This window comes from Pseudomonas sp. FG86 (assembly GCF_057808775.1).
In genome coordinates, this window is record NZ_JBMDIS010000003.1 from 85,942 (window position 1) to 99,298 (window position 13,357).

At 52.0% G+C, this 13,357-nt stretch carries 10 protein-coding genes; 2 read left to right on the forward strand and 8 right to left on the reverse strand.

All coding sequences use genetic code 11. The features are described 5' to 3' along the window. Positions 1 to 28: 28 nt before the first annotated feature. Positions 29 to 724: a GNAT family N-acetyltransferase gene (locus ACODSV_RS02755; RefSeq protein ID WP_489044752.1), complete on the forward strand. Its 696-nt coding sequence runs from the start codon at positions 29 to 31 to the stop codon at positions 722 to 724. Here the strand turns inward: ACODSV_RS02755 and ACODSV_RS02760 are convergent. From ACODSV_RS02760 to ACODSV_RS02775, 4 genes are all read right to left on the reverse strand, one after another. After that, a complete protein-coding gene (locus ACODSV_RS02760; RefSeq protein WP_489044754.1) occupies positions 710 to 6,001 on the reverse strand; it encodes a hypothetical protein in 5,292 nt (1,763 codons plus the stop codon). The two genes, ACODSV_RS02755 and ACODSV_RS02760, sit on opposite strands and share 15 nt — an antisense overlap. Positions 6,002 to 6,172: 171 nt before the next feature. Continuing rightward, complete coding sequence (locus ACODSV_RS02765) at positions 6,173 to 6,850, reverse strand: hypothetical protein (RefSeq protein WP_489044756.1); 678 nt, start codon at positions 6,848 to 6,850, stop codon at positions 6,173 to 6,175. Beyond that, entirely contained in the window at positions 6,822 to 7,346 is a 525-nt protein-coding gene (locus ACODSV_RS02770; protein WP_185710040.1) for an SEL1-like repeat protein, read from the reverse strand. The genes ACODSV_RS02765 and ACODSV_RS02770 overlap by 29 nt, the downstream gene beginning before the upstream one ends. Before the next feature lie 104 nt (positions 7,347 to 7,450). Beyond that, complete coding sequence (locus tag ACODSV_RS02775; protein ID WP_489044758.1) at positions 7,451 to 8,386, reverse strand: hypothetical protein; 936 nt, start codon at positions 8,384 to 8,386, stop codon at positions 7,451 to 7,453. A 154-nt stretch (positions 8,387 to 8,540) separates the two neighbouring features. Between ACODSV_RS02775 and ACODSV_RS02780 the strand changes: the two genes are divergently transcribed. Continuing rightward, positions 8,541 to 10,010, forward strand: coding sequence for a 3'-5' exonuclease (locus ACODSV_RS02780; RefSeq protein ID WP_185710038.1), 1,470 nt, complete (start codon positions 8,541 to 8,543; stop codon positions 10,008 to 10,010). Between the two features lie 621 nt (positions 10,011 to 10,631). Here the strand turns inward: ACODSV_RS02780 and ACODSV_RS02785 are convergent. The 4 genes from ACODSV_RS02785 to ACODSV_RS02800 all read right to left on the reverse strand — a co-directional run bounded on the left by ACODSV_RS02785 (position 10,632) and on the right by ACODSV_RS02800 (position 13,262). Continuing rightward, positions 10,632 to 11,567 carry a DsbA family protein gene (locus tag ACODSV_RS02785; RefSeq protein WP_489044761.1) on the reverse strand — a complete coding sequence of 312 codons (936 nt, stop codon included), beginning with the start codon at positions 11,565 to 11,567 and terminating at the stop codon, positions 10,632 to 10,634. 88 nt (positions 11,568 to 11,655) lie between these two features. Then, complete coding sequence (locus ACODSV_RS02790; RefSeq protein WP_010466512.1) at positions 11,656 to 12,225, reverse strand: hypothetical protein; 570 nt, start codon at positions 12,223 to 12,225, stop codon at positions 11,656 to 11,658. Between the two features lie 103 nt (positions 12,226 to 12,328). Beyond that, positions 12,329 to 12,742, reverse strand: a complete 414-nt coding sequence (locus ACODSV_RS02795; RefSeq protein ID WP_489044763.1) for a TraR/DksA family transcriptional regulator — start codon at positions 12,740 to 12,742, stop codon at positions 12,329 to 12,331. Between the two features lie 274 nt (positions 12,743 to 13,016). Further along, positions 13,017 to 13,262 carry a hypothetical protein gene (locus tag ACODSV_RS02800; protein ID WP_489044765.1) on the reverse strand — a complete coding sequence of 82 codons (246 nt, stop codon included), beginning with the start codon at positions 13,260 to 13,262 and terminating at the stop codon, positions 13,017 to 13,019. Positions 13,263 to 13,357: the final 95 nt, after the last annotated feature.

Below are 13,357 nucleotides of genomic sequence, written 5' to 3' on the forward strand. Positions count from 1 at the left end.
GTTAATACGCCCATGGCACACATAACCAATGATCAAAATTGCACTCTACAAAGACGCAGTACCTGAGGCCTTAGCTGAGCAAATCATCCGTATGGCGGTTCTGTATACGTCAGAATTGGGAACAGATGCCTGCCCACCTGAGCATCCTCTGTATTTGATCTCCCAGATCTATCTGGGATTTGAAGTTCACGCGTACCTTAATGCGATTGGCCATCCAGGTGGTGGACATGGAGAGCTGCTCGTCGCTTTCGATGATGAGCAGCCAGGAGCACCTCTTGGTTTTCTTCTGTACATGCCAATCACAAACTCAGTGGATTCCTGTGGAGTAAATTACGGGGCTGTCCTCGAGGAATACCGCGGCCTTGGAATTTTCACGGCTCTGATGCGAAAAATGCTTTCACGATATCCGTTAGCTTCTCTTTCTTGCTTCGTGGAAAGTGTGCCTCTGTATGAGCGACTTGGATTCAGAGTTGAGGTCGCGCGTAGCACCCAGGTACAGATGACAACCGACCCGAACCCTGGCGACCAGACTATGACCGTCATAGACCTGTCGCGACTCCAGGGACATCCGGTAGTTATTAAAGCGCACGAAGATGCTGTTGCTAAGCATGGCCATGCAGCGATTGAGCAGGCAAATAATGAGGCAAGCGCACGCGTTGATTCACTTTTCAAAAAAGCCGAGACCTACGTTAGAGATCGTCTGCTGAACTCATTGACCGCCTAGGGTTCGCGCACCTGCTAGACGCTCCTCAAGCGCCCTGGCTAAGGGTGTACCACATTGCACAAGAATATCTACAACGGCTGCCAGATCCGCACTCTCTAGCGCTTCGGGCGAAACTGGAGGCAAAAGGAAGGCCTTATCAATCCAGTTACATATCCGCCGACCAATCCCATGTCCGATCCAAAACTCGGAATTGGCCCCCTGTTCACGCCACCATGCTCGAACTGATGTTGACAGGTAGGCCATTTGGCTAACCTGAGGCGACACCTCTAAAAATCCTAAAAACGCCTGAATGACGAAGGTAGAACCGGGCGCTTGCTCCACCATCTGAGTGAGCAATGGCAAAAGTAAATTCGCTTGCTCCACCTTGGCAGCCGGGACATAACAGATTGGCCCTTTACCTAGTCTGTGGTGCCCCATAAACATCGAGGCAACCACCCCGGCAATTTGCATGGCTATCCCCATCGATCGAGATGAAGCAACGTGATGCCAACACCTTGTATCAATCAACCTTCGATAAAGGGATTCGCGAATTGAGACTGCTGCAAGGTCCGTTACCAAGCCCTTATCCAGCCATAAGTGATCCAATGTATGGAGTTGTGATTCGGCTGCATCAAAGAAACGCTCCTCTGGAAGAGCTTCGAGATATCCATAAACAAACTCTTCTACTCCAGCCCCACCATCTATAACCCCTACGGCAAGCGCGGCAGAGAAAAAGGCATCATTCCACTCGTACACGAGCTCACCCGGTTCTTCGTCCGCGTCGATGCCGACACCATTCGCGCTGGCGGTCCATGGCCAACAATGGCGTACCAACTCTGCGAGCATATCTGGACGAGCTTCATGCCAAAGCTCGTTTGCCAGAGAGATCCATGGAGCCGCCTCCGCGGCGTCCAACGCGAATTCAGGTGATAGTTGAATCGAACGAATGCGTTTACGACGTACCTTACCCACACTGATTGAGTGCTTCTCCTTGGGTGGATTTGGGTCAGGTAAAACAGGCCAGCTTGGCTCTGGGCCTTCCCCTATCAGCCATCGCTGCTCAGCTGTTACAGCACTTTTCAACCTATCTTGTTCAGTCCTTTTACGGGCAGCTGTCATTTCCTGCTCGCGTTCACGATAGTCCTCGATATCTTCAAAATCGTCGTCATGGTGTCGCACGGCATATACTGAAGACCCAAGCCCTAAGCGAATGAACGACTGCGTTAGTTTGGGATCTAGGACCCGTGGCGCCACGGACTCTGCAAGCATCAGTGATGCCATACCCGTCTGTCGTCTAGCTGCCAACTGAAGCAGCCACTGCAAACTGTCACTGACTGGATTTTCTCGGTACGCCCCGAGTAAACCCACAGCCGCGATACCAGAGGTGTTGAATTGCAACTGAGGCACGTGCGCTCTTTCTGCGGGTTCAACCATTGCGATGTTTATCAAGATGTTCACCGCCCAATCTCGATGAGCATCCCTCAGTTTTTTATCGCCATCCCTCATCACCAAGGCCGCAACGATGACGCGAGTTCTTTCATCCCACTCTTGGTCATCGCCGTCTAAAATTTCGTTCGGCGGCAGATACTCATATCTCGCCCATTTAACACAGCGCTCAAGAAGCACTTGCGAGCTTTTAGTTCCGAGTAGTGCCTTCATCATTTCGAAACGAATTGTCGCTTCGTCATAACTGATTTGCGCCTTCGATTGGATCTCCGCGGTAAGCCTGGCCTCGTGTTCTGGAGGTATGTACTGGTACTGCCTTTGGCCAGATCCATCCGCTTTACACGCACCCACCTGGTAATTCGCCACATCAAGTCGATTAAGTGCACACATCGCAGCAAATCGTGCGTCCGTCATGCTTGCGTTGTCCGAGTCCGGAAGGCCAATTCGAGCTACATCTGATTGCAAAGAATGACGCATAGCTTCTCGAATCTCAGCTGGCCCGTGAACACCATAGTCTTCAAGCACTGAGTCGATTGTCGTACGACGAGAAGGTCGACGGACCAAATCCTCAAGTCTAGCTCCGCCCTTAGGTTCCGGATGAACCCATGAATCTAAATGCATATCCCCCGCTACGATGTCTTGTGCAAAGCGCTCACGATCCATTGCCAGTAATGACGCTGAAGCAGCAAATGGCCAGAGACTCGCTCTGGTTTTTGGCCAATGGGAAAGCATGACATCGACCGCCACCAGTATGACTGCGGTAGGAGAACCGTCAGGCCCCAAAATATCGTCGATGACCAAGTCCACCGATTCATCACGCTCAATCCGAATATGCGACCACGCTTCCAAGGCCATAAGGGCGGATGCGGCAACATAGGTCCCATCAGAACGCGACCACAGATAGGACTGGCACCAAGGAAATACACGCGATCCATTTAGCAGGGGGATCTCAATATGGTTTTCACCTGGATCCCGGCCGAACGTTTTCCGATATATCGCGTGAGAAACGACACCGCGAATCACTCTTAAACCGTGTTCTTTATTTGCTAGCAGCAAACTTAAAAACGGTGCGCGAGCAGGAGACGCTGGAAAATATTCGTTATCCCATCCAGAAAAAGCTCTCTCGCTGAAAGGATGTAGGTCATCAGCGTCCTTATCCTTTTCGGTCAATATCTTCAGGAACAAATCGGCCAAAGCCTCTGGTGCAGCGATGGCGGCAGTTCCAATGAACGGGATCAAACGGCGGAAAACAACGTGCCGATATGGGTGATCGCTCAACTCACGAAAGTAGGATTCGGCATCTTGAGGACAAAGCTTGCACCACATGAGAAAGCTACTCCGAAGATCGTTCTCCTGAGCAGTTGTCATTGATAGTGCGATGGTTCCTTTCGGAGAGGCATCACTGAAGGGATTCGCCCTCGAATGATGCTTTGCTTCGACCAAGACCAACCACTCGTAAAGCCGGTGTACGAGCAACGGCGACAAGTCGTCATATCCTGCTAACGCAGTACACCAACGACTATAGAGGTCAATAAATAGGGGAACGGCAGCTGGAGGCAGTCGATCCCCAAGTGCAAGCGACCAAACGATAAGATTCAGCCAGGCCGGCCCGCGCGGAAGAACAAAATCATCTGTTAACTTGCTGACGTCAGCACCGGCCTTAGCAAAAAGAGGCGCTGCAGATTGGGAGTCGATCGTGATAGCCGCCCGCACCAAATCTGAAAGCGCTTCAGCTTTATTTGCAGCCAGTGTAGGTGCGCATCGGTTCAAGACCTCATCAGACAATTCCGAGCGAACAAGCGATAACAAGACAGCACGCCTCCACGAACCATGACAGCCTGGTGCGCTCACTCGCTCGAGCAAAACCCGCCAGGCGGTATCGTCGGGTTCGAACTCAGCATGTAGCCGTGCAGCGAACTCCACCCCCCGAACAAGGCGCACAGGAACGGGGAGATTCAGAGGCAGGTTAGAGAATCGATCTGGCTCATCATGTAACAGGCAACCGAGAGCCCAATCACGCAGTACGTCGTGCGTGGGCTCTACGCGAATCGCGCTAACAATGCGAAGGGAGCCACTTGCGACAAGGGTTTCGATTGCCTTAGAGGATGAGGCTCTGGAATCCAGAGGGCCCGAGGTAGCCAATGAATGCTCTGCCAATGAATACAATAGACGACACCGATCTGTGCGATCTGCGGAGTCCGCAGAGTCTCCAGTGATCCACCATTGCCACGCCATCTTCGCTTCGCTGAACGCAGTTGTGGATTCCGCTGTTCCCGCTCGAGCCAGCCGATCCAAACGATAGGGATTTCGTACTAATTTCTCAGCTGGGTGGCCATGGCGCAGCAGTGAGGCAAGCGCAGGATCAGCCATCCTTAGAATTTTGACCTCATCGTTGCTCAGCTCATTTACAGTCAATGGACCAGTTTCACCAAGCTCTCCAATCGCCTTCGCTGGCAGCCACTCGCGCGCATCTGAATCAAAATCTGACCGCGCAGTGACCACTACTTTAACGCCTGAAACCTGTGCTGCTGCACGTATCAAATCCACGACGGTCGCTTTTTGTCCTGAATCCTCAAAACGATCTATAGCGTCGATAAACAGCATCCCACCGCCGTCCCCAGCCAAATCGACCAGGAATTCACGTGCAGACACCTCACACCCAAGTGTTGTTGCCATGGCTGGCCAACCACCGCCAGGTACACGGTTCGGTGCGACAACAACAACACGGGACTCAACGCCGATACGCATTGCGAGATCTTTGAGTACGCCTGATTTGCCAACACCACCGGCGCCCCGTATTTCAAGATACCTACCGCGTTCAAGCGCTGACAGCGCTTCCATGACCGATCCAGTACGGTCGATCGCCACGCCATGAACATCCGTTCTAATGGTATCTAATGCATTCTCAACGATCTCGTATAGACGCTCACGAGCAACATACAACTGACGAGATCCAGCAAGACGGTACCCTAGGGCGCTTCCAAGACGCGTTCGTAGGGACTGTGATTCCAAATCCCCGCCAGCGGCGTCAACCTCCAGTGCAATTTGCTTAAGGGAGTCCCAAAGGTCGCCAGCTCGATGAATATCTTGAGGTGAAAGCTGCAACGCACATCGTTCACGAGCCAACAATTCACAGATTGAACCCGCCTGCTCCAGGTCAAAGACCAACACCTGAAAGCGTGAAAGAAGAAACCAAACATCCTCATCTTCGTGCGATGCGCCAGCAGTCTCCATATGGCCACGAAACGCATTCACGAAATCCCTCATCGCCTGATGTGCTGCACCAGACTGATTTAATCGGATGAAGAAATCCTTTGAGCTCTGATAGTTGCGAGCCCACTTAAGCACCTCTTGGATATGTTGCTCAATTTTGGTTGAGGTACGCGCAACCGCCACGGCAAGCTCATAGCGCGTGGATTTGAACTCGGGTTTGATCGCAGACCGACATGCCAGAGCCACCACATCTGCAAAGGTCTTGTCGCCTGCAGTGAAAACGAGGGTGCGTTTAGCCTGCAGCTCAAGGGTTGCTACGTTGCCTTGGCGGTCGCGCCCCGTGATGATGACGTCATCCATCGGATGGCCTAGAGCGGCACGCTGAAAGGCAACACGGCTAACTACGACGCCCGGCAACCCGCGGGCCTCACCGCCCGAAAGCAGCGGTAGAAGATACTGCGCACCTACATGAGCCTCAAGAACAGCTCCTGAGGGTCCCGCTGCAGCTGGGCTTGCGACCGCATCCTTATCTGCAGCCCGACGTGGCTTACGTGAATTTCCACCTTTTGGTGAACTTGGTGTTTTGGCGGATTGCTTTGTCTGTTTTGACGAAGGACCAGAGGGGGGGCTTTCAGACATTGGTATGTTCGCCTGTCACGGTTCAGTCGCCTAGCGCCTGGTGACAGCTCCATATGGCACGCGACAGGGTAAAAATGGAGATTATCTCGCCTCGGGTGAAAGTGTATACCCGCGACGCTTAGCAGATCCTTCCCCTGTCTCGTTACCCCTCCTAGCGACCGCCCAGTTGTATTAGGTGCTTGGTGCGAAGCGGGCCAGCACTTTCGGTACCCCAGACCGGAACATCCGGACGAGTCCAATGGAATCGACTGCCAGGCCCTCGTTGCCGTCTTCAAAATCGATACCGATTTCTGAACCTTTAGCAACCCAACTTTTGAGTGGACCGCAGACGGATTGGACGATGAACACGGCCCCTTCCCTTTCACATGCTGCCTGTAGGTAGCAGTCAACGTGCCATCGGCCTCGAACACCGCAAACCATCGCCATATGTACGACGGTACCGTTCACCAGGATATAACCCTGCGATTCGTATCGCGGAAATGCGGCCGTATCAATGCAAAATGACCAGCACGTTCCGTTCATCTGGTCAGGAAATTGCCGCTGTCTGAGTGCACGAAAAATTGAGTTCGCCTTGTTGTCGAAAGGGATGACTTGCCTTCCCCACAACTCAGCAAGTCGACGCCTGAACATGTCTCTCTTAAGAGTCGTATCAGCGTATGAAGCCGCCCAGATCGCGAAGCCAAACACTGAGGCCAGAAGTCCAGCGAGGAATGAGAGCCCTACCACCAAATCAAGTAGGTTGGTGCCAGTCCTTAAGCTCCGCAGCAAGGTAAAAGCAACACCAGATCCAACAAGCAGTAGCCCGCCGGGCAGTAGATGATTAGCTAGACGTACAAGGGCGATCTTCATTTACGCCTCCTTTGTTCCGGTAGTTTTGAATCCAACGAGCACCGGCCTGGTAGCCCACTGTTAGGTCCATGCTTCCGGCAGCGAGCCGAAGAAGCTCTGTCGTGGTTTCAGTAGCCTCGGGACCGTCGATAAACTGAGCAACCTTGATCCATTTGGCAGCTTCTCTTAAATCATCAAGTGCCCTTGAGCTTGAAATGATGGTGACCACAAGGTCAGCAGCTGATTTTGGGACGCCACGCATTGCAGCCGCGGATAGAAAGGAACGAGCACGATCCAAATCCCTTGCCAGCATTCCGTTGCCAAAGAGATACATCCGTCCCACCCTGCTAGCCGCTATGGGATCACCCGAGCAAGCCAGTGCTTTAAGCTCCGCCAATGACACTCCTGCACCGTCTTCATCTCCTTGTGAAAGCGAAGAGGCGATGTGCGCTTCAAGCTCTATCGCAGAAGGTGGGGTTGATTCAGCAGCGGCTACATTGACCACCAGCGCCAGCAAGATAATTACAGACCTCATCGGCATCCCAACACTATTTAGACTGCATAAATCTAAGGGATCAGTAAAAGGTTCTGTGGCGGATCCGCCCCCAAAAATTGGACAAACTAACCTGGATCAACACGGCCCGTTTCGCCATCAATTGTTACAGGCGACTGAGGAGACTTCCTGAAAGGTTCGAATGTGGTTGAGCTGGATGCTGAACCACACATATTGGCGCCGGCCGGTTCGCTCAATCTTTTTATACGGCCCAACACTCCGACCAAGACACTGGGCAGAATCTGCAATAGCAGAGTACTGAGCGATGCAATGCAACAAATCATCGTCACGGCTTCAGTTGCCATATCCAGCCCAATGCATCCCCACGCAAATATTTTTACTTGGAGCAACCTGAATATCGGCGCTGCAGGCACCGACGCTGGTACCTCAACCTGAGAAATCAGCCCAAAAGCTGTGAGCACCAGCAGTACGCAGACTCCACCCCTAAGTGCCAATTTTAAGTCGGAAACCGACGGTACCGCGTGCAAGCCGATTACAAGCGTCAAAAGTCCCGTTACGCATCCAGCCCACTCCCCACTTACGAACGCGCCTACCGTGGCACTCCAGGCCTCATTGATTCCCAATTCATATGGGGTCGATGCGCTCGTAAATGGCAAATCAATTTCAGAGGATGTCGTAGGTAACAGAAACGAAATTATTGAATAACCCATCACAACGGGAGCGATACCCTGTACCAGCAGCCCAACCATGTGGACCAAAGAATTTGGCTTGTAGGCGAACTGGACGTACCCCAGAAGCCCCGTATGAGGGTCAGGCGAATACAGTTTCACCTTCAGTACTCTCATCCCGAAGACAACACAGGCAATGAAATGGGATAGCTCGTGCAAAGGGGTACCGATCACCCCTGTCACCGCATGCAGATAAAACGACCTCTTTACCAGCACCTTCGTGGAAACTCGCTGAAGGCAAATCACCCCTGCAGGAATCAAAAGAAGCATCAGGAACTGCACCCCAAGCCAGATCAAATTTTGCTGTTCAGCCAATCCGAGTCACCCATGATGTGAATTTTCCAAGATACTAGGCTGTGATTTGGAGGACCATCGCTCATTCCGTCCCGCGAAGAGGGTCGGTCTACCGCATGCAGCGTTTTGCCTCTTGGTAAATTGGGTTCAATTACCCGAGGGATATCACGCAGCCATGGCATTCAGTTGGACAGACGAGCAAGAGGCAATTTTCGCCTGCAAAGAAATCCGTTTGCGTGTCCGTGCGTTCGCCGGCGCTTCGAAAACGACCTCTTTGGTTGAGTACACCAAAAGGCACTCAAGGCGTCGTTTTCTGTACCTCTCCTACAATCGAAGCATTGCTGATGAGGCAACTGGAAAATTCCCGAGGAATGTAGACTGTTTTTCAACGCACCAAGTGGCATACAAGGCAGTGGCGGCGAAATACAAACACAAACTTGGTGAGAACTTACGGCCATCCGACGTAAAACGTGTTCTGAATCTTGATGACTGGAACCTAGTCCGCGCTGCAATTGGAACAGTCACCAACTTCCTCAACAGTACTATCGAGGTTATTCACGAAGACCACTTGCCCCAACTGAACGGCCGCCCCGTCTCTCAGATGAGTCCATCTTTTGTCGACGCAGTATTTCAATGCTCACAAGAGCTATGGAATCGAATGTTAGATCCGGATGATTTAGATATACCGATGCTCCATGACGGATATTTAAAGCTCTATTTCCTCAGCAAGCCTGACTTGAGCCTCAAGTACGATGCTGTTCTTGCGGATGAAGCTCAAGATCTCAATGGCATTACTCTTGGATTAGCCAAATCTCAGTCATGCCAGGTAATTCTCGTTGGTGACACGCACCAACAATTGTACTCGTTCAGAGGTAGTGACAATGCCCTCTCGGATCCTGATCTAGACACAGCAGTCGATTTGTATCTGACGAAATCATTTCGCTTTGGCCCTGCCGTTGCAACGATCGCTAACATCCTTCTGAGCTACAAGGGCGAAACCAACAAGGTGGTTGGTGCAGGATATCCGACCAAGGTCAAAGCAGTCCTAGATAGCGATGCTGTGCGTCCAGCCCTTCTGCACCGAACAGTGATGGGCGTCATAATGTCAGCGCTTGAATTAACATCAAAAAACAAAAAGATTTTTTGGGTTGGGAAAATAGACTCCTACAAAATCTCAGACATCGAGGATCTTTATTGGTTAAGCGAAGGTAATACGAGCAAAATCAAGTCCAAGAGGTTATTGAAAGAGTTTAAGAACTGGGACGACTACGTATCGATTGCGGAGGCCAGCAAGGACCGCGATATGGCGCGAGCAATAAAAATTGTCACTTCTTACGATCATCTGGACGAGGCTTTAGCTCAAATTCGGAAGCTCACAGTAAAAGACGAACGATCTGCAGACGTAATACTTTCGACGGCACATAGATCCAAAGGTTTGGAGTTCGACTATGTCAGCCTAGAGGAGGACTTCCCCGACCCCCTTGACCCGGAGATGTCCGAAAGCTCACGCGATGATGAAATCAACTTGCTTTACGTTGCTGCCACTCGCGCGAAGATTTGTTTAGCCGTCAACTCCATCATCATAGGCATGATGCGGGATTATGAGAGACGACGGAAAATCAGTATTCAAATGGCCGGTAACTGACTCAGGTATCGTGGGATTTAAGATTGGCGGGGACAGATCCAAGTCGAGATCGCAGACTGTGCAAGTCACATCCCCTGCCAAGACTCCTAACGGTGCAGAGGACCTCAATTTGAGCGTCAAGCTTCGCTAGGCATAAACCGCGACCGTGCGCGACCAAGCGATAACCATGGATAGAGAGAAGCTCCTGTAAATCCTCCCAGCAGGTCGATTCAGCAATCAGCTCAATAACGCCGGCTTTTGCCTCATCAGTCAACTCTCCTTCGAGTGGAGGGATGACACTCAGATCCTCGCGCGGGTCGATACTCATCAGGTTCTGCGGGAGGATCCTGACTGGCGATCGACGTGAAACTGCAGCGACTATTTCGTACAGACCATGGATCGCGAAAAGCGCACAGCACCCCAAAAGTCCATAACCAATCCATTCTGTAGCATTCGCTGCATCACCGGACATGCGCGCTGGGGCGTATCGCACCAAGATCTGAAATGACGCGGCTCCAAGAGCGATAGGGAAAAGTACGCCACCTACAACGCTTGGAGAAGATAAAATCGAAGAGGACGACAAACCAGGTCTCCTGTTACGGATTGAGGTACAGCCCCCTCCACAGGGGCTGTACCAAAGGATTACTTGGAGACAGGATTGGCGCCATTCGCCGGCTGTGAACCTGGTGCAGTGGGGGCGGCGGGGAGTTTGGCATCCACCGTGGGAGCAGCATCAGCACGGGAGCCATATCCAAGAATTTTCTGCGAGACGACATCGCCACCATCAATCGGCTGACCTTGTTCTTTCTGAGCCTGGGCCTGAGCTTCCGCTTTCTCCCCGACCATCATTTTCTTCATGATCGAAATGAACGCGCTGATTGGCTGCGCCCCTGATACGAATTCTTTCTCGCCGGTGAGATTGTCGATGATGACGGTGGCCGGCGTGCCTGTCGCGCCAATTTTCTCGCCCATACGCATGTGCTCGGCGATGCGGTCTTTGTAATTGTCGCTGCTCATGCAGTGGGCAAATTTGACTTTGTCGCCGCCAAGCCATTTGACGATGTCGGGCATGTCTTTCACACCACCACCATTGCCTGCAGATTTCTCGAAGATCTGGTCGAGGAAAACCCAGAACCCACGGTTACCTTTCTGTTCGGCGAAACATTCAGCTGCTTTAGCATCGTCAGTGGCAGCTGGGTTGTGAAAGCTCAAAGGCAGATGACGCCACTGCCAATTGACTGCACCATTGGAGCGATCAACGATCTCCTTGAGGTTTGGGTGAAGTTTCTTACAGAAAGGACACTCCATGTCGGAAAACTCGGCCAGAGTAAATCGTGCTTTCAACTCACCGTATACGCGCGCGTCATTCGGCACCTCGTCCGCGGCAGCTGAGAACTTCGCGAATTGCGCTTTCGAGTACTCCTCGATCTCCGCCTTTTCACGCATGGAGGCCGCGGTTTCCATCTTGCTGGTCAGGTATTGCTCCCCCCAGACGTTGAGTGCTGCGTAGCTGACAGCCTGGCTGAGAGCAACTGCGGTTAGAACAGTTGGAATAAACGTTTTGAGGCGAAGAGTCATGGCGATTCCTGAAGTGGTAGCACTGCAGGAAACATTAAGAAAATTGTCTAGCTGGAAGGGGCCAATCAGCCCCTCATTTTGGGCGCAATCACCGACTTGAGATAAGCCGCAGAGCAGGTGCTATTTGGAGGATAGGCGCATGGAATTGGATAGCCTGTCGTGCGTGGTTTGGCTCTGAAATTAACTGGCCATTCATTGCCAATAAACACGCGAGAACCGGCCCTCTTCCACCGTCAAGAGATGCTCCCTCGGCCTTATAGCGGGCGACTAACTCATGCAGTGACGCATTGTTCCACTTGTTGCCGGGGAGTTCCTGATATCGAGCGCTAAGCAGAGTAAGCCGATCATCAAACGTTGTGTAGTGATCCAGTTGTTCCAGCAGCTCATAGAAGGCGGTTCCATAGCTACTGAGGGTCGAAGCCAGAGCCCCCATCCTCACCCGATAGTAGGAAGCTTGGTCCTGGTAGGAGCGGTAAAGGAAGATGTCATTTCGGCTCAGCCCCCTCCCGCCGCCTTTAGCATCAAGGATCCCGAGGTTGCGTTCACATTCACGAAGACGGCTCTCCTCGCGACCAAAACGCGACAGTACGGATCGAGCTTCCTTCCGCTTCAAGAAAAACAAGCTGCGAAGTGATTTATAGGTTTTCAAGGGCTGCATCTCATTTTCCTTTGGGTGGGTCAAACCTAACACCTGGATGACCTATGGCTCAGTCAATCAGCCCCAGCCATAGGTGCAGTCCGGCTATGCGCAATAGGTTGTCTTAGGCAATTCGCTGTGACTGATGGCGAGCAAGACGCTCCTGGCGCTCTTGCTCCTCTACCGATAAACGAGCTTCCGGTAGCAGTAGCATTCGGGCTAAGCCGATCTCAGATCCTGAAATTTCACAGAACCCGAACAAGTCGTCGTGGGCAATTCGCCGGGTAGTTTCCTGAAGTGCTTTGATACGCTGTGTGTCGCGCTGAATCTCTACAGCTACACGTTGCCGAAGCTCTTCAAGCGTTGCAGTGTCGGTCGGATCGGAAAACGACTCGACACGTTCGAGCTCCGGTTTCTTCGCCTCAATTCGGGCTCGAATCGCCTCTACCAATTGCCCAACGAGTGTCGCAAAGAAAATACGTTGGTCTTTGTTCATGTAACTCGACGCCGGCATCGCCAGCAGTTCATTCTTGGTCACGTTTGCCTCCAGCAGTTATTTGAATCTCCATCATCCATGCAGAGTCAGAACTGCAAGTAACCTAATCACCTTGCCTTACGACCTCACCCCAACTCCCAGATGGCGCTTACCGAAAGTTTCTTTTGAGCCTGATTCACACCATACGGGAAGGCCTACCCCCCACCTGAAGTCAATGGCCCACCCGTTTGTTTTATGAGGTCGTAAGTCCTAAGCCCTAAAGGCATTTCTGAGGGCAAAAAAAAGCCGGCGACTAAGCCGGCTTTTCGTTGGGCATTTACTGAAGGTTATGCACATCCCTCAGCGTTGAAACGATCGCGGTTGTCTGAGGTGCCGTCATAGAGTAATTAGCCTCAATGGCGTCAGCGAACTGATCGAAACTAAAGCGGTGAACCGTTGGCGTGCCGTCTTTTAGCAAATGGCCGTAGCTACGCATAGCCAGGGTCACAAGCTGAGCCTGTTCATTTGTTGCGCGGTACGTGTCCACACCTAGTACTTGGCGGCATGCAATTAGAGGTTTCATGGTTACTCCATAATCAGGAGCGAGGCCACACCCAAACGGGAGTAGCCCCGCTCGGGTCATTTAAGGTTTACGAGATTGCTCGGCAAAATCCGAGG